The organism is Drouetiella sp., assembly GCF_059504425.1.
Genome location: NZ_JCACIN010000003.1, coordinates 72,397 through 92,380 on the forward strand (window position 1 = coordinate 72,397; position 19,984 = coordinate 92,380).

A 19,984-nucleotide genomic window follows, 5' to 3' on the forward strand; every position below is an offset into this window, starting at 1 on the left:
GCCCCTTTCAAAAAAAATTCATACATAAAACCAGCAACGCCCGTCATCCCATGCGGCGACTGCTTTGCTTGAGTAACGGCTGGTTAGGCTCTAGCGGACTTTCAAACCGACTGTAGACAATTTCGGTGGGAGACCAAGACGAAAACCAGTACAAATCTTGGATGACGTTGTCAGTTTGCCCTGCGTTGCTCAGCTCAAAATGAATCAGGGCAAGATTATTTAAGCCCACAACTTCGCGACCGTCCTGAAACCAGCGCGATCGCCAGAAAAAAAGCGGCTGGAGCCATTGCCACACTGCTTTCTGGTGTAGAGGCGGCAACCAGGTTAACGCCTTGCCAAATTTAACATTCCCAAATTCAGCCCTGCCAAATTCAGAGGTCTGGGTCTGGAGACGTGGCATCCACTCTAGTGCGCAGAGCCAGTCAGGATTTGGAGAAGATGCCTGTTTGGGGCGCTGTAGAGCTGTTGAACGTTGAGTCTTTGAATGTTCAACCATCGCAGGAGGATTGCTCCACCCGCTCCAAACGCGCACCTTTTCGGGTAGAAGCCAGTCTTTCAGGCGAGTGTGAATCAGTTGAGTGAGGGGTTCTTCGTTCTTGAGGGCACTACAAGTTAGCTGCACCAACACCGACGATCCCTCCATCGGAAACGTGGAGCCATACGACAAGCGGACTAGCGAACTGTAATGAATATCGCCCGATAGCACAATCACCTGCTCTCGCTCCTGGAAGAGCACCGTGAGAAATTTTGCGAGTGCCTCAGTGTGGATGTTCCAGGCATCCCCAACATCTGTGGCGTAAACTTTGTTGCGGCTCAACTGCCAGCGATGAATCCAATCAATGACCTGTAGCCCAAATAAATTGGTTGGAGCCACCACAAAAGTCATTCGGCGTTGGGATGGCGGCGCAGATGATCTGGGTGTGGACGATCTGGGTGCAACCGATGCTGATGCAGCCGATCGCAGCGGGTGACTTAGCTGTTGCTCAAAGGCTTGCGGGCAGAGGAGCATCGGCGGTGCGATCGGTTTTTCATCCGCAGGATAGCCTCGCCAGGTGCGGGTATCGAGCACAATCACTTCGTGGCAAGCGCCCTCAACCCTGTAGTACCAGGTCAATGCATCTGGATGCCGATCGAGGATTAGCACGTCGCCATCGCGAACGAACAAGGGCAGATCAGTATGGGGATCGAGAGGCGGCATGCCAACATAGCGGGCGATCGCGTCCAGCGCAGCGGTATCGGTGCCTTTGGCGGCGGACCAGTCTTGGGCAGACTGTAACAGTCTTGCGCCTGAGCAGTCTGCGTCAAATTGCCAAGGCGTATTGCCCCAGGCTTGAAACACAGCATAGGCGGTGAGGGCATTCTGCACGGCTCGTCGCCCCAAAGGTCGCCCTAGGACTCTGAGGCACCAGGCTTGATTCAAGTTCCAGTCATCGCTGACATCGTGATCGTCAAAAATAGTGTACGTCGCAATATTGGCCAGAGCACGTCGTACCTTCCACAGGGTGTGGATCAACTGCCGCATATCCTGAGCTTCTTGATCCCACCGCCGAACGGATTGGCGATATTCGCGCCGCGATGTGGCAGCCATATGAAACATCTGATTGCCGTCTGGGATGGTGTCAGGCCAACAGATCGGCGACCAGGCTAGAAGATAAGAGGCATAATACTCGCCCAGACCCAGAAGATGGCTGTTGACCTTGGCAAATTTATGGTGCAATCCAGCCGTGAAGCCTGCCTGATCGGTGGCAATCGCCGCTCGTTGTCCAGCGGGCAACGTTTTGGGAGTAGGGCTTGCAGTCTGGCTAGAGGAGCGATCGCTGCTAGGCAACTGTTCTTCCCAGCCCAACAGCTGATCCCCTAGCTGTGTTGCCACCCACAGCAGCGGATCGGCAACATCATCCCCATAAATTTGATCGCCCGTCAGAAAGAGCTGCTGGGGGCGCTGTTGCGGTTGATCGAATGCGGTTTCAATCAAGCAATCGAGCATGGGCAGTGCATCAAACCCATCGCCGTGGGCTTTGCGGCAGGAACCCTGAACGAGCCGTAAATCTTGCAGGCGATCGGGCGGCAGCACAAAGGTTGGTTTTTGGTGTTCAAAATAGCTGATGGTGACATCAGGAAAGCGATCGGAGCAGAGAGCTTGCTGTAGCGGCTGGGGAGGCTGTTGCAACGAATCTGGCTGGTGCGACGAATCTGGCTGGTGCGATAGATCTGCGGGTGTGAACTGAAGGTCGTAGGCGTAGAGGCGATCGGGCTCCAACGTCTGCCCGAACTCTGCCTTTGCTGTAACAACTACAACATGTAGCCACTGTCCTAACGCCACCGTTGTTCGGCTGCCTTCAAATAGTCTGTCTCCAATGGCTGACCCCTGCTGCGTCGTGTCATGAACCATGAGTTTTACATGACAAGGCTGCTTCAGTGCTACCCAAACCGCGATCGATTCGGGTGTGACCCGTCTAAGTATGGGGCCTGCCAACAGGAGCGGTAGGTGATCTAGACTCTCGATCTGGGCTTGATCGCTCATTTGCAATAACTCGTATGCTGATGCTTAGCTAAAAACTCTATCCTTCACGGGTAGAAGTTCAGCATCATTCGCCAACTGCCGTGGAGCTGATGCGAAACTCATACCGCTTTAAATTCTAAGGCAGATATTTTTGAGAGGGGCGATCGTTCGCCCTCCAGAAGCTTGAGGAACGTCGTCAAGAGACATGAAAAAGAGACGCTACTCTGAGTAACGTCTCCACAGTAGACCTCTTGTAAATTAGATTGGGTGGAGGCTATGCCCCTACCCAATCTAATCCCAAAACTCTAATCTGCAAGAGGCTTAATTTGTTTCTGCTCGGTCATCAGGTTTTGGGTATTGCCGGGGCGATGCGTAGCTTTGAGGCGAGCGATCGCGGCAGCGCCGGGTGTTCGGCAACCTGCGTCAAAGCTTCTTCTAGCCGAGCGGTAATTGCCAGTGTTTTGACATCGTAAATCTGCGTGATCAGCTTGGGATAGAAGCCGATGCCAATGATCGGCACCAGCAGACAGGCGATGATAAACACCTCGCGGGGTTCGGCATCGGCAAGGATTTGATGCGAGGTCAGCTCCTTGTTTTCAGGGCCATAGAAAATTTCTCGCAGCATCGACAGCAGGTAAATCGGCGTGAGGATCACCCCGATCGCCGCCAATAGCACCACGATAATCTTGAAGGGCAGTCCGTAAGCCGTGCTGGTGGCAAAGCCGACGAACACCATCAGCTCGGCGACAAAGCCGCTCATCCCCGGCAGCGCCAGCGAAGCCATAGAGCAAGTCGTGAACATGGCAAAAATCCGGGGCATCTTTTTCCCCACGCCGCCCATCTCATCCAGAATCAGAGTGTGGGTGCGATCGTAGGTTGCGCCTACCAAGAAGAACAGACTGGCTCCAATCAGTCCATGCGACACCATTTGCAGCATGGCTCCGCTCAAGCCCAAGTCAGTAAACGAAGCCATTCCAATCAGTACAAATCCCATGTGGGAGATAGAGGAATAGGCGATCTTGCGCTTCAGACTTCGCTGAGCAAAGGAGGTCAGCGCCGCATAGATGATGTTGACAATGCCCAGAATAATCAGAATCGGCGCAAAGTAAACGTGAGCCTCCGGCAGCATCTCGATATTCATGCGGATCAGGGCATAGCCGCCCATCTTCAGCAGAATACCTGCCAGCAGCATGTGAACCGGAGCCGTCGCCTCGCCGTGGGCATCTGGCAGCCAGGTGTGCAGCGGAATGATCGGCAGCTTTACTCCATAGGCGATCAGGAAGCCGCCATAGACGAGAAGCTGGAAATTGATGGGATAGTCTTTTGCCATGAGCGATCGCATGTCAAACGTCACCGTATCCCCGTAGAACGCCATTGCCAGCGCCCCCACCAGGATGAACAGTGACCCCCCCGCCGTATACAAAATAAACTTAGTTGCCGCGTACAGCCGCTTTTTGCCGCCCCAGATCGAAAGCAGCATATACACCGGAATTAGCTCCAATTCCCACATCAGGAAGAACAGCAGCATATCCTGTACTGCAAACACCCCAATCTGACCGCCATACATCGCCAACATCAGGAAGTAAAACAGCTTTGGCTTCAGCGTCACGGGCCAGGAGGCAAGAATCGCCAGCGTGCTAATGAATCCAGTCAGCAAGATTAGCGGCATGGACACGCCATCTGCCCCTACCGACCAGCGTAAATCAAGCGCCGAAACCCAGGAATAGCTCTCTACAAGCTGGAGATCGGAGCTAGAAAAATCATATTGGGTATAGAAGGCGTAAACCAGAATGGCAAAATCAATCAACCCCACAATCAGGGAGTACCAGCGAACCGTTTTCCCATCTTTGTCAGGGATAAACGGAATCAACAGGGCAGCCACGATCGGCAGCAAAATAGTAGTGGTTAGCCAGGGAAAATTAGCAGTATCCATTGCAGGTTTCTATAAGCGTTTGGGGACTCAGGGTGTGGGAATGGGCAAGGCTGTAACACCCACACCCCATACCCTACACCCGACAAATCAAGGGATTAAGCGATACCAGAAACCAACACCAGACCCAGCACGGCTCCGAACACGATCAGGGCATAAAATTGCACCCGTCCGTTTTCCAGATATTTTAAGGTTTCGCCCGTCACCAAGGTGACAAACCCCGCCAGGTTGACCACGCCATCCACCAGCCGCACATCTACTTCCAGGACTTGACGCGCCAAGCGCCGACTGCCCTGAACGAACACGACATTATAGATATCGTCGATGTACCACTTATTTAGCGAGAGCTGATAGAGCGGTTGAATCGTTTTGGCGATCGCCCCCGGATCAATCTTGCGTTGCAGATACATTAGCACCGCCAGCGAGATGCCAATCAGTCCAATCCCAACTGAGCTGCCGCCCATGATCAGGAACTCATTCCAGTCCACCTCAGATGGGATTCCTTCCACAACTTCGCTTGCCGGATGGATGAACGCCTCAAAGTAGTTGGCAAAAGGCGTACCCACCAAACCTACCAGCATTGAGGGAATTGCCAGTGCCATTAGGGGCAAGGTCATGGCGATCGGCGACTCATGGGGTTCGTGGCTGTGCCCATGATCATCATGACTCTCGTGAGCCTCATGGGCATCATGATGATCGGCTGTCAGAGCTAGCTCCTGAGGATTCATCGCTCCAGGCCCCAAAGACATGCCCATCCTTTGGAACTGTTCTAACTTGAGCTGCTTCTTGATGTCGGCATCGTTGCCTCGGAAACTGCCTTCAAACGTGCTGAAGTACATCCGGAACATATAGAACGCCGTGACTCCAGCAGTCAGGTAGCCCACTAGCCACAGGGCAGGATTGACGGCAAACATGGAGCCAAGAATTTCGTCTTTCGACCAGAATCCGGCAAAGGGCGGAATCCCGCAGATCGCCAGCGTCCCGATCAAAAAGGTGATTGCCGTAATCGGCATATGTTTCCGCAGACCGCCCATCAGCCGCATATCTTGCGCCAGCACCGGATCATGACCGACTACGCCCTCCATGCCGTGGATTACCGAACCTGAACCCAGGAATAGCATCGCCTTAAAGTAGGCATGGGTCATCAGGTGAAATAGTCCGGCTCCGTAGGCTCCAGCCCCCATTGCCATCACCATGTAGCCCAGCTGGGACATCGTGGAGTATGCCAAACCCTTCTTGATGTCATTCTGGGTGATGGCAATACTGGCTCCCAGGAAGGCGGTAAAGGCTCCCGTCCAGGCGATCGTATTCATCGCGGTGGGCAAGTTCTCAAACACGGGATACATCCGGGCAATCAGGAAAACTCCGGCAGCCACCATCGTTGCCGCATGGATTAGTGCTGAGATCGGGGTCGGACCTTCCATCGCGTCTGGCAGCCAGACATGTAGCGGGAACTGCGCCGACTTGGCAACAGGTCCCAGAAACACCAGGATAGCTAGGAGAGAGGCGATCGCCACGCTCATAGACCCAGACTCCACCAGGTTCTCCAGCCGCAGACCCATGAGATCAAACTCAAAAGTGCCCGTTGCCCAGAACAATCCCAACATGCCCAGCAGCAGACCGAAGTCGCCGACTCGGTTAGTGACAAACGCTTTTTGACAGGCATCTGCGGCAGGCTTGCGATCGTACCAGAAGCCAATCAGCAGGTAGGAACACATGCCGACCAGTTCCCAAAATATATAGACCTGAAGCAGGTTAGGACTAATGACCAGCCCCAGCATCGACGAGCTAAACAGGCTGAGATAGGCATAGAATCGGACATAGCCCGGATCGTGAGCCATGTAGCCGTCGGTGTAAATCATGACAAAGAACGCCACTGTGGTCACAATTACCAGCATTAGCGCCGTAATGTGATCGACGGTGTAGCCCATCGTTAGCCGGAAATCTCCAGCCGATGCCCATTCAATCAAATGAGTATAAGTCTCATGCCCTTGAATTTGGCTCCACAACAATGCAAAAGAGAGAACCATCGTGGTTCCCAGCAAAGACACGATAAACCCCGCACATAGTTTGCGGAGCTTATTAACTGCCTTGCCGTACGAAATTAACCCCAAGCCTAGTATCATCGCGCCTACCAGTGGCAGGACAGGAATCAACCAGACGTAATCATATAGTGGCTCCATGACTCACGCCTACTCCCAAGCTTTTATCGAGTTGGCAAAACCGTTTACATTGTGACACATAGCTGTCTCAGAAGATGCTTAAGCCAAGACTAAGCTATGCGATTACCCTAGGCACATCCTAACTCTAGGCGCGTCCTAGACTTTAAACCTAGTGTGGCGGAGCGGGGTGGGATACGCTGTGTGATAAGTGACAGTTGAGGGGGAGCCTTCCTTCTCCTCAAGCTCTTCTTTCAAGAAATTCTGCCTTTTCCAAGAAACTCTGCCTTGCCCTGAGTCGCCTTGCAACCAATAGCTATTCAGGTATTCAGAAGTTTTACCTGACGTTAATCTTCTCTTACTGAGTCAGTATGACAAACCTGCTACGTTACATGGGGGTGCTGATACCGATTGCTAGATCAAATCGCTGCAAGAGGTGACGTAGAGGGATTAATCACAGACAGCAATAGAGTATTAGCAACAGAGTTCTGCTCAGAATGGCACTTGCAAGCGAACAGTCACAGGTTAATCAGTCTAAACAGCTTAATCAGCCGACTACTCCACAGGCGAATCAGATTACTTCCAGAATTTTGAATTCTTGCCAGTGCGGTCTTCTACATTTCAGTACAGCTCAGAGGGGCGATCCGGCGCAAAGTGGACAGAAAATCCGGCGTTTGTGGATGGCTTTAGGGCTGCTTAGCGGTCTTTTTGTCACTCAGGTGTTGGCGGGTTTGTGGAGCCATAGTCTTTCGCTTCTGGCAGATTCGGGGCATATCCTTTCAGATGTAGCGGTTTTTGGGCTAACCCTAGCCGCTAGCTATCTAGCACAGCGTCCTGCGTCGGGTCGGGTCACTTTTGGGTATGGTCGGGTTGAGGTGCTGGTCGCGTTAGTCAACGGACTGAGTTTATTGGCGATCGCCGCCTTCATCGTAATTGAATCAGTCGATCGCCTCCAGTCAACAGAGGCAGTTTTGGGACTGCCAATGCTGTTTGGCTCAGGAGTCGGTTTAATCATCAACGGTATCAATATTGGCTTGCTCTACAGCAGCAGCCGTCAGGATCTCAATATGCGATCGGCATTTCTGCATGTGGCTGCCGATGCAGCTAGCTCTGTCAGTATTGTCTTCGCCAGTTTGATGATCTATTTTTGGCATTGGATGTGGGTCGATGCTGCTACCAGCCTGCTGATCGCCAGTCTGACCTGCCTCAGCGCCATCCCGCTGATTAAGGAGAGCCTAGAGGTGTTTCTAGAGTTTTCACCGCGATCGCTCCAGCCCGAAGCGATCAAGTCTAGCTTGCAGGATTTCGATGCCGTGGAAGAGGTTGAAAAGCTCTACATTTGGAGCATTACGCCCAGCCAAGTCAAGCTCTGCGCCGATCTTAGAGTCTCTGCTCTCAGTGCAGATGAGCGAGATCAGCTGGTTGGCATGTTGCAAACTCATCTGAACCAGGTGTTTGGGATTGAAGAATCGATGCTGCAAATCTTAGAGAAGCCTTCTGGCAATCGCGCTCTGCATCCGCTGCTTCATCGAAGCTTAACATCCTATGTTTTTGAGAACACACAGCGTTCATAGGCTTCGATGATACGGTCATGAACGTATGAAGATATGTGCAAGCGTCTCTTGGTTTATTGGATGTCCTTGTTGAGTCTTTAACTATCAAGTCTGCAACTTTCAAGTCTATATGTGCTCTATCTGTTCATTCGATCGTCGTGAGGCTTTCACCGCATTAGCCTCTGTTTCGTCAAAATCTAATCAGTTTGAAGTGAGTCTCGCGATCGTTTCTGCTTCGTGCTTAGCGGACGGACGGTTAGCAGCATGAGCGTAAAATCCAGTGGGGGCAAGAAAGCGAATCCTTGGGTTCAGCTTATCTTAGCTAGTCTTTTGACCGCTACATTGAGCGCTGCAGGGGGTGAAGTTGCCCGTGCTGAATCTCAAGCACTAAACTACGTGATTGATTCCTCTGACGATCAGAGCTACGCTGCCGTGATCGAACGGGCGGAGGCAATGGCAGGCAACTCAATTGCCCAAGCCTTTGCAGGAAATCCCAGCATCACAGAGGTTGCTGTGAAGGTGACGGGCGATCGCAACGGCAGTTTGTCACCCCTGCTGTTTGTCAAAGTTTCCCGAGCCGATTGGCAAAATCGGCCCAACGTTCAGGCATGGGCACAGTATCTTGGCGATGCTTCGATACTGCTGGGATACAGAGGCGGCACGTCATCCTCGACGATCGCCACTTCTAGACCCACTGATGCTCCTGCCGTTCCTAGCGGAACTGTTAACCCTAACAGTGAGCCAAATTTCTATAACTAGTTCCCCATAGCTGGTTTTGAACGGGAAGTTTCAGGGTGCAGGTTTGAGTAAAGCTTAGGTGCAGATTTAGAAGTCAGGATCGGGTACAAGTCTGGGTGCGAATTATCTTCTTCACCTACCTTTAGGAGTATGGGTTTATGGATTTCTTAGCGAATAAGTTTCTACGTCGGTTGGTCTATTTCTTGGTGGGTTTTCTGGGAGTAGCGCTGTTCTCATTTGCGTTCAACCAGCCATCTAGCCAACGCGCAGCAGCGGCGGCTTTCTCATCGGTTCAGCCATCAGCTCATCAGGCTCAAATCTCCTTGTGGAGAAATCCTTCCCATCAGGAATTGAATTTCTACCAGTAAACCATTCAGATTCCTCTAGAGGTATATATTCATGGTTCAGATTATTAGAAGCTGGCAGCGTCAGCTGTCTCTGGCTTTAGCGTGCGTATTTTGCGCCGTTGTTCTCGATTTGGGTACCCTGACTCAAGCAGCAGTTGCAGCAACTTACGGTAATGGAGTCAACGTCATCTTGATGATTGGCGATGGTATGGGTTGGGAAATGGCGCGTGCGGCGGCAGTTGCCAACGGCGCTTCCTACACCAGCGGCAAAGGCAAAGGCTTGAGCATGCAAAAGCTTGCTGGCTACACGTTTGCTACCACCTACGGCACAACCGTATTTGATTCTGTAACGGGTAGGTTTAGCACAGGCAACTCGGCGTTGAATGCTGCTTCTCCGCTATGCCGATCGACCGCAAACCCAACCGGAATCGATTGCGGTGTGACGGGTGCAGCGCCCGTTCGCGACGGATTTAGCTTCAAGCCTCTGCCCTTTAACCCCGGCACCCGTGCTGATGGTACTGGCGGCGCAACCGACCCCAACCTGGGCAACCTAGTGGGCTATGATGCGGGTCGCGGCGGTTCAAATCCCTGGACACCCATCACTCCTGACAAATCACCTGAGCCAGACTACATCACTTACAGCTATCCCGACTCTGCCAACACAGCTGCAACCCTCTACACCGGGGTGAAGAGCTATAACAACGCGATGTCGGTCGATATTTTTGAAAAGTCGGATGTCAAAACCATCTTGCAGACGGCTGCTGAACTGGGCAAATCGACAGGTGTGGTCACGTCAGTTCCCATTACCCACGCGACTCCCGGAGCCGCTGTTTCATCGGTCAACCGTCGTAACAAGTACGACAATGATTTTCCTAACCTGGACAGCATTCTCCAAGAAGCAATCCGCCTTGACCAAGGCTACCTGCCCACGGTGATGTTGGGCGGCGGTCACCCCCTTGACCACGATAATGCCGTCAACGACCCCAGCAGAACTGGATACAGAGCACCAGGCACCTGCACCTATACCTACATCAGAGCCACGACCTACAAGGAACTGACAGGTAAAACGGCGCTGACGGATGCTGAGGCTTGTAGAGCAGCCGCAGGTTCTAACGATAGCAACCGCTACGGCTACAAATTTGTAGAGCGCCAGCCCAACGCTGGAACCAAGCTTCTGCAAACCGCAGCCGCAATCAACCCCAACAAAGGCGAAAGGCTTCTGGGTCTGTTTGGGGCACGGGGTCAGGCAGGTAATATTCCCGTCAGCACCGAGAATGGCGACTTCAGCAGCACCGGATTGGCAAGCTTTGCTCGGAGCGGCTCCCTGTATGCCACTCCCTACGTGGATGGACGCCTACCCGTCAATGACTTTGACCGTCCGCTGCAACCCGGCGAAACGGATGCTAGCTTTGTGCAGAAAGAGCGGAATGAGAATCCCACTCTGGCTCAAATGACTCAGTCTGCTCTGAATGTTTTGGGCAAGGACAAAGACGGCTTCTGGCTGATGGTTGAGGGCGGCGACATTGACTGGGCTGCTCACGACAACAACCTAGATTCTTTGATTGGCAGCGTCCGCGACTTCGATAAGTCAGTTCAAACGGTGATTAGCTGGATCAACAAGAACGGCGGCTGGCGGAAGAATGTGCTGATTGTCACGGCTGACCATGACCATTACCTGACGCTCTACCCCAACTACCGCGACCAGCTATTCTCGAAGGGCGCTCAGGCTCTCACCTATGGCAATGATCTGCTGGCATCTGAGGCAGGACATAGTTGGGGACCTTCTGCCGTCAACAAGTACGGTTGGGGTAGCCACACGAACCGCATGGTTCCGGTTTACTACCAGGGTCGCGCTTTTGACCTGAGTCCTTACATTGGGCAGGGCTATAAATCTTACGGGTTCGATGTTCCGGGCGTTCCCAATGCGATCGACCAAGCTCACATCTATGAGGCAATGCTGACCGCTTTGTCAGAGCCTCTCCGATAAAAGGCTGAGGGACGATCGCCGATCGTCCCTCTTCAACTAGAAAAACGGGCAGCAGAGAGAATCTGTTGCCCGTTTCTTATGACTCAAACCGATGACTCAAACGGATACCAATTTGATTTGGAACCGCGACAGATCCCGGTACGGGCTTGGCATTGCCAAGCCCCTTCTGAGGTTCGATGTGCCCACAAATTCGTTTAAATCGGTATGGTATGTAGCTGTATTCACCTGAGGTAGGACGGAGACATTTTGGGTGGGGCGCGAAACGCCCGTCCTCAATGTCCCCGTCTTAACCGCTTTAGCGGTTGTCATATTAATCGAGCCTAGGCAAAGTAATTGCTAACCGTCAGAGTCCCGGCCGTAGCATCTCCAGGATTGAAGCCAATCCCAGTCACGTTTATGAGCAAGTCGCGGCTAGCCGAAAACCCAGCCTGACCATCATTCACCGAAAGGTAGGTTTGTCCTCTGGACGTGAAGAACACGGCTTCGTTGACTCCTAACCCCTGTCTGCCTCTCGTCTGCTGATCTTTGTCGGCATAGGCTGTCCGAACTGCATCGGTGAGCGTATTGCCTTCCTGACCTGCATTGAACAATCGGCGCGGCAGGTTGATGGTAGAAGCCCTGTTGTCAAAATCTAGCTGGAAGCGATCGCCCTCGCTCACTTTAAACCCTAATACCCGGTCAAGTGCACCAATTAAAGAGTTAGCAAAAGCAGCTTGCTTGGTTCTTCCGGCATAGACATACAGGTCTGCTCCAAGACCGCCATTCAGTCGGTCACCTCCTGAACCGCCATCCAGCACATCATTACCCCCAAACCCCAAGAGAGCGTCATTGCCGCCCAATCCCAGAAGGCGATCGTTGGTAATGGTGCCTCGTGTGGTGCCGCTTGCGCCATTGCCTCTGAGCGTTCTAAGCGGTTCATTGATGGTCAAAACTGCGGCATCCTGAACCGCCAGAACAGCCCCATTCGTCGGACTGCTGAGGGACAGATTCAGCGTTTCGTTGACCTCTACCAAAGTGTCTCTGGTGATGTTGAGGGTTGCCGTGGCGGTAGTTTGTCCATCAGCAAAAGTGATGGTACCCGGCAGTCCGCTGTAGTCGGCAGTTGTAGCAGTGCCGCCCGTAGCAGAGAGGTTGACGGTGAAGGCTCCGGTCGAGCCGCCTGTCCGCACCAAGCTGATACCGATCGACGTACCATTCTCGTTCACGCTATAGGTGGGAGTTGCAAAAGCGACTGCGCCAACAGGAGAATCTGCTGCCGCTAGCCCAATTAATTGCGTCGTGCCAGCGCCAACTGCGCCCAATAGCGTCGCAGCACCCGTACTCAGCTCGATTGCGTACAAGTTGCTGCTGCCTCCTACCGTCAGGGCTGCTAACGCCCGTCCAGAAGCGGCGGCATTAGCAGTTGCCACCCGAACTCCAGCAGGAATGTCGAACCCATTGACCGCCGAAAAGTCTAGCGGCGCGCCGTTGAGCGTCACCGCCAAGGGTAGAGATTGGGTGCCGCTGTTGGGCGGATTTTGAATCAGGAGGCGATCGGTCGTGGCATCTAGCGTGTATTGGGTTGTAACCGTAGCTCCGGCAAAGCTGTTGGTGTAAGCCGTTGCATCTACTGCCGTGGCGCTACCCTTAACCGAACCGTCAGGATTCGTACCCACTGCGCTACCGACCGCGCCCCCATTATCGCCATCCACTAGCAGTCCCGTAATAGGATTGAGGCGGAAATTTTGTCCTGTGTTGGTGACGACTCGAATGCGATCGACCGTGGGGTTGAAATCGATGCCAAAAGCCGTTGCCTGAATCGGCACCGCGTTTCCTGCGCCATCATCAAACTGCTGAAAGGTGGTCGTTACAGCAGTTGCGGCACCTGTCTGCGGATCGATGATAGATAGACGTACGCCGCCTGCGCCATTGGTGCTAAGGGCAAAAAGCTGTCCGGTTGCCGGACGGAAATCGATGCCTACTACCGACTCGCCAGCGGCAAGACCTGTAATAGGAACCGTTATGGCGGTGCTAGGGCTAGAACGATTGAATCGGACGATCGCATTAGCGGCAGTCAACCCAATTAACGGCGTATCTCCAACAGATGCCTCATTCTGAACGGCAAAGCCTTGAGCTGGAGCTGTACCTGTGCCGATCGCTCCCACTCGCGTTGCGGCACCTGTAGATAGCTCGATCGAATACAGTCCGGTGCTGCCGCCCACAGTCAGCGCTGCCAGGGCGTTTCCGGCTGCGGGTATATTTGAAGTGGCAACATTTACACCAGCAGGAATGTCAAACCCACTGACGGCCGTGAAGTCTAGGCGAGTGCCGCCCAAAGTTACCGTTAGGGGTAAAGTCTGCGTTCCATTGTTGGGCGGATTTTGAATCGAGAGCGTATCGCTGGCAGCGCTTAACGTGTATTGCGTCGTTGTGGTAACGTTGGGCGCACTATTGGTGTAAGCCGCTGCATCAACCGCACCTCCACCATTGATGCCAGCATCTGCATTAACGCCGAGCGTGACGGTGTTACCATCCACTAAAGCCCCTGTGTTGGGGTTCATGCGGAAATTTAAGCCGCTATCAGTGACGACCCGCAGGCGATCGACTGTGGGGTTAAAATCTAGTCCAAAGTTTGTGCTTGTGATCGGCACTGCGTTACCTGCGCCATCATCAAACTGCACGGGTACGGTAGTCAAGGCAGTTGCCACGCCAGTCTGGGGACTGATGACATAGAGCCGGACAGCAGACCCGTTGCTGGTAAGACCATAAAGCTTGCCGTTCTGAGGACGAACATCAATTCCTACAAGGTTTTCCCCAGTGCCTAGCCCAGTAACAGCGATCGCCGCTCCGGGGTTGTCAGGATTTAAGGTATCGAAGGCAATTAGGCTATTATTGCTCAGGGCGTAGCCAACGCTAAAAACGCCTTGATAAGCTTGCTGCACCTGGGGCGAGAAAGCTAGGTCAGCGGCAACCGCTCCTTGACGCTGATCCAGATTCCACCTGCCATTGCCGACTTCGTCTCTAGAGGCTGCAATATTGGCTCCCGTCAATGTGGAGAGCGCGCGCGAAAACTCGCTCCAGCCCTGTTCTGCTACTCGGCAGCCATAGAGCATCAGGTCAGCACATTGATTAGTCTGGTGGGCGAGAGCTGTACGCCACTGTTTGAGTAAACCTGCATAGCGATCGAGATTCTCTAGACTGAGATGAGTATTGCCCAAGTACAGACAGCCAGGGCTACCATGGCTAACCAAGTGCAGCTCTGTCACTTCACGGCTGTTCTGTAGAACTTCGGTAACTTGATCGATACCATCTCGATCATTTTCTAGCAAAATTACCTGATAACCCGGTTTCACGTGATCGATCAGATACTGATAATCATAGGTATTGCGATCGATAAATACGTAAGCTGTTCCGGTCATAATGAGGTCTCCGATTTTACAAACTTAGCTCGGCTCTAGCTGATTTTACTTAGGAGATCACTAGCACCGCTTCACCCTTTAGTACGAGATGATCAGTGAAGTGGATTCTACCCTACTAGAGTCAGAAGCTAATTAGCAAAACTCAAATTACCCTTACCCCAATCTGATATCCGGAACCTCGCTGCATCCGAGCGGCACATAAGCTACTAGCGTTTGGGATAAGCCGAAAAATGCAGAGAAGGAGCCGCTAAGCCTTGCTTCAGATAATCGGCAAGGCGAATGGTAAGTGCCACGATCGTTAGCGTTGGGTTAGCGTAACTCGCAGTTGGAAACACAGAGCTGCTGGCAATAAACAGGTTGCTAACGCCGTAAACTCGGCAGTTTTCATCGACAACGCCGCTGCTAGGACTGCTAGACATACGAGTTGTGCCTAGGTAATGTCCGCCTTGAGGCTCAAGGAGAACGTCCGTTAAAGGCGCTATTGTACCCACGATGCAGCGACGGAAAGCCTCCCCAATGAGCTGCATCGAACGCTCTATGCTTTGAACATCCTGCTCAGTCGTGCGCCAATCTACCTGAAGCTGGTTTAAGCCAAAGCAATCCTGTTGTGAGCTAAGGGTAACGCGGCTATGGGGATTAGGAACCTGTTCGCTATCCATGCGTAGCGTATAAAAGTTAGCCCGGTTATGGGCAAGTGCAGAAGGCAGCTTGCGATCGCTCAACAATCTTTTACTTAGCAGCTTGTAAGAAAAAGGCAAAACACTGGGCAAACCTAGCACAATGTTTTGCCCATGGGTTAGAGCATGGGCAAAACGATTCGCTTTGCCGTATACCTGATCATATCTTTGACCTTGCAAGTCTCGTGTCTGTCGTCTAAGCAGTGCCTTTGTCAAGTAGGTTGCCGAGAAAACGCCGTTCTTGTGGTTTGGATTCGCAACGTTGGGGCGCTCAATGAACACCCGATGATTCAATAATTTATGCTGTTGCTGCTGCTGATTAGAAAGGGCGATCGCTCTCTGGCAGTAGATCGATTCGCGGGTTTTTTCGTAATCCCAAACGATGGGTAGACCGGGTATAAACTGAACATCAAATCGATAATTTAAATGGCTCATGTAGAAGCGTCCAACTAAATCATGCTGATTACCAATGCCGTTGGCATGAGTTTGACGGGAAAGCAGCAACAGCCGCGCCACCTCCAGCCCTCCGGCTGCCAGCACAAATCGTTTGGCACAAATTGAGAACTTGTTTTGCCGGATTGAAGCAACTTGCAGCCGCTCAATCGTGCCGCCATCATCAGTGGTGATGAGCTGTAGACAGTTCGTATTCAGAAACAGAGAAATCTGACGGGACTGGCGTAGCTCAGACAGATATCGCTGACCAAAATGCGTCGGCGGACTAAACAAATACAGCTCGTTTGTGGAAAGCTCATCTGTACACAAACCGGGAATCATGGCACGATTACGGCTTGCAGCAGGCAATAGATCGATCGGCGTTGAAGTGTAGGAGCCAATTTCACAATGCTCATGGGCACGCTGATAATAAGAAACTAACTCACTTTTGCGAAAACACCAGCCGCTATAGGGAACATGCGATCGCGCCACAAAGTCAGATTCATCAAACGGGACACAGCGCCCGCCCCAAATGGCTGTAGTGCCTCCCAACTGACGGCGGCGATTCACCTGCAAAGAGCCATGCATCGCTTCATTCATAACTTCACCCTGATTGAGGCGATCGATCGCTGGATCAAACTGCATATTGCCGCTTTCAATCAGCACAATTTTTAAGTCTTGCTGCTGTAACTCTCTAGCCAGCGTTATGCCTGCGGCTCCTGCGCCCACGATACAGACATCACAATCGACCTGAGTATCTGACTCAACTTGGCATCCATTAATAATCATAGTTTCCCCATGCGCAATTCGATGCACTGCTGAATGCACCAAAAGAGTAAATAGCTGATTCCAACAATTGAGCAGTGGCGAGAATGCCATTGCTCAATTGTTATGAGAAAAATGAGCAGGCAAAAGCCACGCTTTAAGCGTTCTTTGATACCGAGTTTTAGCTCAGCCCTGAATCTCTAGCTCTGAGAGTTAAAACCTGGATATTGCTTTCTTATTAATGCAAGCTTGAACGCCATTGAGACCCGGCGCTAGCTTGAGATAAACCCCTTTTAGGTAGATGAAGTGAAAATACAAACTGCTGAGCAACCGCTGTAGATTGACGGCTGTAGATTGAGCTAAGACTTTATCAATCTACTTTTAGCGCAAGCAGTAGACCAACCCCCTAATCACAGTTCAGCGCTACTGATTTTGGGTATGATTTTTTTGAAAGGGTTGCAGAGCAGCCTTTTCGAAAAAACTATACCCAGATTTAGCAATACCTCACCGTCTTAACACCGAGAAAAGCATTGAGTAGAAACCCTTAAACTAGCTTTATGCCTTTGAATAAGGTATGAACCCTTAACCAAACTGCTCATTTCGAATTTAGAGCAGTATTGCCTCTGTAAACACTCGTTTCTCAGATGAATTCGCTTTTTTAATTAGACTTCACAGAATTGACAGGGGAGTTCATCAGCTCATTACAGAATTCGATCGCCCTTGAAACGGCATGGATGAGCGATCGCCCAGAAAGCCAAATACACCTCTACGAGATTTCACGCTTCCTTAATCGAGTGTCTAACCAATCGCGCTGCTACTTCACTGAAATTAGCCTGATCGAAGCTAGGATGCAGCTATGACCGCAGAAGAGAGCCGCAGGGCGTAAATTAGCGAGTCATCAATCACATCAATCAGGGGACAGCCTACCGACACAGCATTTTGTGAAGGGCAAGCAAGTTGGCATACATAGCGGGCGATCAGGTTAGCGACAAGTTTGACGACTCCCTAACCGGAGGGGTGGAAGACGATACCATTAACGGCTTTACCGGAAACGATACGCTGCGGGGCGCAGCTGGAGCTGATTCTTTATACGGCGGCGAGGGCGACGACCAGATCTACGGCGGTGAGGGCAACGACCAGATCTATGGCGAAACAGGGAACGATCGCCTCTACGGCGAGCTAGGGAACGACGTGCTGCGAGGCAGTCAGGGTGGCGATTTCCTCGACGGCGGCGAGGGCGACGATCTGCTCTACGGTGAGGCAGGTGATGATCTGCTCGATGGCGGCATCGGCAAAGACAGTCTTTATGGCGGATCTGACAACGATCGGCTGGAGGGCAGTGCCGATGATGATTTGCTCTATGGCGAGGTGGGCAACGACACACTCTTAGGTGGCGAGGGCAGCGATACTCTGACGGGCAGCGACGGCAACGACAGCTTAGCGGGCGAATCGGGCGATGATCAATTGGATGGAGGGTCAGGCAGTGATATTCTCCTGGGCGGAGCGGGGAACGACAGCCTCTATGCCGGGGAAGGCAACGATGCACTCGACGGAGGAGAGAACGCAGACAAGCTCTACGGCGAGGCAGGCAACGATACTGTGACAGGTGGAGCAGGTGACGACAGCCTCCAGGGTGGGGAGGGCAATGACAGTCTGGACGGCGGCGATGGCATAGATTTGCTCTACGGCGAAGTCGGGAATGACACGCTGTTGGGCGGCGCTGGCAACGACGAACTCCACGGCGGCGAGGGGGCAGACTCGCTAGAGGGCGGCGAGGGCAGCGATACCCTCTACGGCGAGGTCGGCAATGACTTTCTGACGGGCGGTGCTGGCAATGATTCGATCTATGGCGTGGAAGGCGATGATGTCCTTAAAGGGGATGCTGGCGATGATTATTTAAACGGCGGCAGCGACAATGACAGCTTAGACGGAGGAATCGGAAAAGATACTCTGTTTGCTGGAGAAGGCAATGATACCGTAAGCGGCGGCGATGATGAGGATGAACTGTTTGGCGAAGCTGGAAACGATCGCCTCTTCGGTGGCTTGGGCAACGATTCTCTGTTTGGCAGCGAGGGCAACGATACGCTGAGTGGGGATGACGGTAGCGATCTACTCTACGGCGAATTTGGCAACGATTCTCTCCTCGGCGGCGCTGGGAATGACGCACTCTACGGAGGAACCGATGCGGATACGCTGTCGGGAGACAGTGGTGATGACCAGATCTATGGTGAGGTCGGCAATGATTCTCTCCTCGGCGGTGTCGGCAACGACTCTCTCTATGGCGGCGAAGGAGATGATGCGCTGCGGGGCGACGAAGGGGACGATCGCCTCTTTGCCGAAGCAGGCAGTGATGTGGTGTCGGGAGGGCAGGGCAGCGATCGGCTCTACGGCGGTGACGGCAATGACGTGCTAGACGGCGGCGTGAGCAATGATTTTCTCTACGGCGATGCGGGTAGCGATCTGCTCACGGGCGGCAAGGGCAACGATTTTCTCTATGGCGGCACAGACAACGACACGCTAATTGGCGGTGTGGGAAACGATCGCCTCGTGGGCAACTTGGGCAACGATTCACTCACAGGCGGCAAAGGCAAAGACCGATTTGTCTTCGATACGGACAGTAAGTTTTCGGCAACCGCGATCGGCGTTGATATGATTCGAGACTTCAAGCCCGGTGAAGACAAAATCATCCTCGACAAAACCACCTTCACCGCCCTCAAATCCGTCAAGGCTTTGAGTGATAAAACGTTTGCGATCGCCGCCAACCCAAAAGCTGTAGCCACCAGTCCGGCGCTGATTGTCTACAGCAGCGGCAAGCTATTTTACAACAGCGATCGCGGTAAACCTGGCTTGGGCATTGGCAGCAATTTTGCCACGCTTACAGGACGTCCAGCCCTGACTGCCTCCGATTTCGTCATTTCTCCATAGATTTTCGAGTCGATCTGGGCTGCGATCTAGACCATTGCAGCTCAAAGGCTCACCTTTCGAGTCCCAAAGCCGAAGTTCCGAGTTCTGAGCTGGATTGTCGCGGCTCTGAAGCTAAAGTTCCGAGTCCTAAAGGCGAAGTTCCGAGTTCAAAGCTAGACGATTGCAGCTCTGAGGTCAAAGTTCCGAGTCCCGAAGCCGAAGTTTCGAGATCGGAGGGGGAGCGATCGCCTTCAAAGCTTGAAGTTCCGAGATCTGAGCTTGGAGAGCGAAAGTTTTTGAGGGAAATCAGCTGCAAATGGGGAGGCGATCGCTTGCCTGAGACAGAGAGAATGGATTGGCGATCGCGCTTGACTCCGTTCTCGCTAAAATAGAGCCACATTCGCAGGGCAGCAGCGAGAAATTGTGAGCGACGTTTTAACTGACATCTACAATTCAATTGATCCGTTTAGACCCTTACCCGCTGGTGATCCGGCTTATGTGGATTGTCAGGCAGTGCGGGGAGATGCCAATGTACTGGGGCTCTTCCCAACTTTTGGTGATCTTACGGCATGATCAAGATATCCCTCGTTT

General features: G+C 52.6%; 11 protein-coding genes. 5 read left to right on the plus strand and 6 right to left on the minus strand.

What is annotated here, in order from left to right:
• Positions 1–43 precede the first annotated feature (43 nt).
• The 3 genes from AC5JMP_RS01200 to AC5JMP_RS01210 form a co-directional block, all read right to left on the minus strand.
• Entirely contained in the window at positions 44–2,524 is a 2,481-nt protein-coding gene (locus tag AC5JMP_RS01200) for a PhoD-like phosphatase (RefSeq protein ID WP_495849587.1), read from the minus strand.
• A 322-nt stretch (positions 2,525–2,846) separates the two neighbouring features.
• Positions 2,847–4,436 (minus strand): NAD(P)H-quinone oxidoreductase subunit 4, encoded by a 1,590-nt coding sequence (locus AC5JMP_RS01205; protein WP_495849588.1) that lies wholly within the window; start codon positions 4,434–4,436, stop codon positions 2,847–2,849.
• Between the two features lie 95 nt (positions 4,437–4,531).
• Positions 4,532–6,616: an NAD(P)H-quinone oxidoreductase subunit 5 gene (locus AC5JMP_RS01210; RefSeq protein ID WP_495849589.1), complete on the minus strand. Its 2,085-nt coding sequence runs from the start codon at positions 6,614–6,616 to the stop codon at positions 4,532–4,534.
• Between the two features lie 473 nt (positions 6,617–7,089).
• On the opposite strand from AC5JMP_RS01210, the gene AC5JMP_RS01215 reads away from it, so the two are divergent.
• The 4 genes from AC5JMP_RS01215 to AC5JMP_RS01230 all read left to right on the plus strand — a co-directional run bounded on the left by AC5JMP_RS01215 (position 7,090) and on the right by AC5JMP_RS01230 (position 11,217).
• Positions 7,090–8,166: a cation diffusion facilitator family transporter gene (locus AC5JMP_RS01215; protein ID WP_495849590.1), complete on the plus strand. Its 1,077-nt coding sequence runs from the start codon at positions 7,090–7,092 to the stop codon at positions 8,164–8,166.
• 243 nt (positions 8,167–8,409) lie between these two features.
• Positions 8,410–8,904 (plus strand): hypothetical protein, encoded by a 495-nt coding sequence (locus AC5JMP_RS01220; protein ID WP_495849591.1) that lies wholly within the window; start codon positions 8,410–8,412, stop codon positions 8,902–8,904.
• A 137-nt stretch (positions 8,905–9,041) separates the two neighbouring features.
• Complete coding sequence (locus AC5JMP_RS01225) at positions 9,042–9,251, plus strand: hypothetical protein (RefSeq protein ID WP_495849592.1); 210 nt, start codon at positions 9,042–9,044, stop codon at positions 9,249–9,251.
• A gap of 31 nt (positions 9,252–9,282) precedes the next feature.
• Entirely contained in the window at positions 9,283–11,217 is a 1,935-nt protein-coding gene (locus AC5JMP_RS01230) for an alkaline phosphatase (protein WP_495849593.1), read from the plus strand.
• Positions 11,218–11,537: 320 nt separating this feature from the next.
• On the opposite strand, the gene AC5JMP_RS01235 is transcribed toward AC5JMP_RS01230, so the two are convergent.
• Together AC5JMP_RS01235 and AC5JMP_RS01240 are read right to left on the minus strand one after the other, a co-directional pair.
• Positions 11,538–14,615: a DUF4394 domain-containing protein gene (locus tag AC5JMP_RS01235; protein ID WP_495849594.1), complete on the minus strand. Its 3,078-nt coding sequence runs from the start codon at positions 14,613–14,615 to the stop codon at positions 11,538–11,540.
• A 206-nt stretch (positions 14,616–14,821) separates the two neighbouring features.
• Positions 14,822–16,513, minus strand: a complete 1,692-nt coding sequence (locus AC5JMP_RS01240; RefSeq protein ID WP_495849595.1) for a GMC oxidoreductase — start codon at positions 16,511–16,513, stop codon at positions 14,822–14,824.
• A 933-nt stretch (positions 16,514–17,446) separates the two neighbouring features.
• On the opposite strand from AC5JMP_RS01240, the gene AC5JMP_RS01245 reads away from it, so the two are divergent.
• A complete protein-coding gene (locus tag AC5JMP_RS01245; protein ID WP_495849596.1) occupies positions 17,447–19,414 on the plus strand; it encodes a calcium-binding protein in 1,968 nt (655 codons plus the stop codon).
• A gap of 49 nt (positions 19,415–19,463) precedes the next feature.
• On the opposite strand, the gene AC5JMP_RS01250 is transcribed toward AC5JMP_RS01245, so the two are convergent.
• On the minus strand, positions 19,464–19,793 hold the full coding sequence (locus AC5JMP_RS01250; RefSeq protein ID WP_495849597.1) for a hypothetical protein: 330 nt from the start codon (positions 19,791–19,793) through the stop codon (positions 19,464–19,466).
• Between the last annotated feature and the right edge of the window lie 191 nt (positions 19,794–19,984).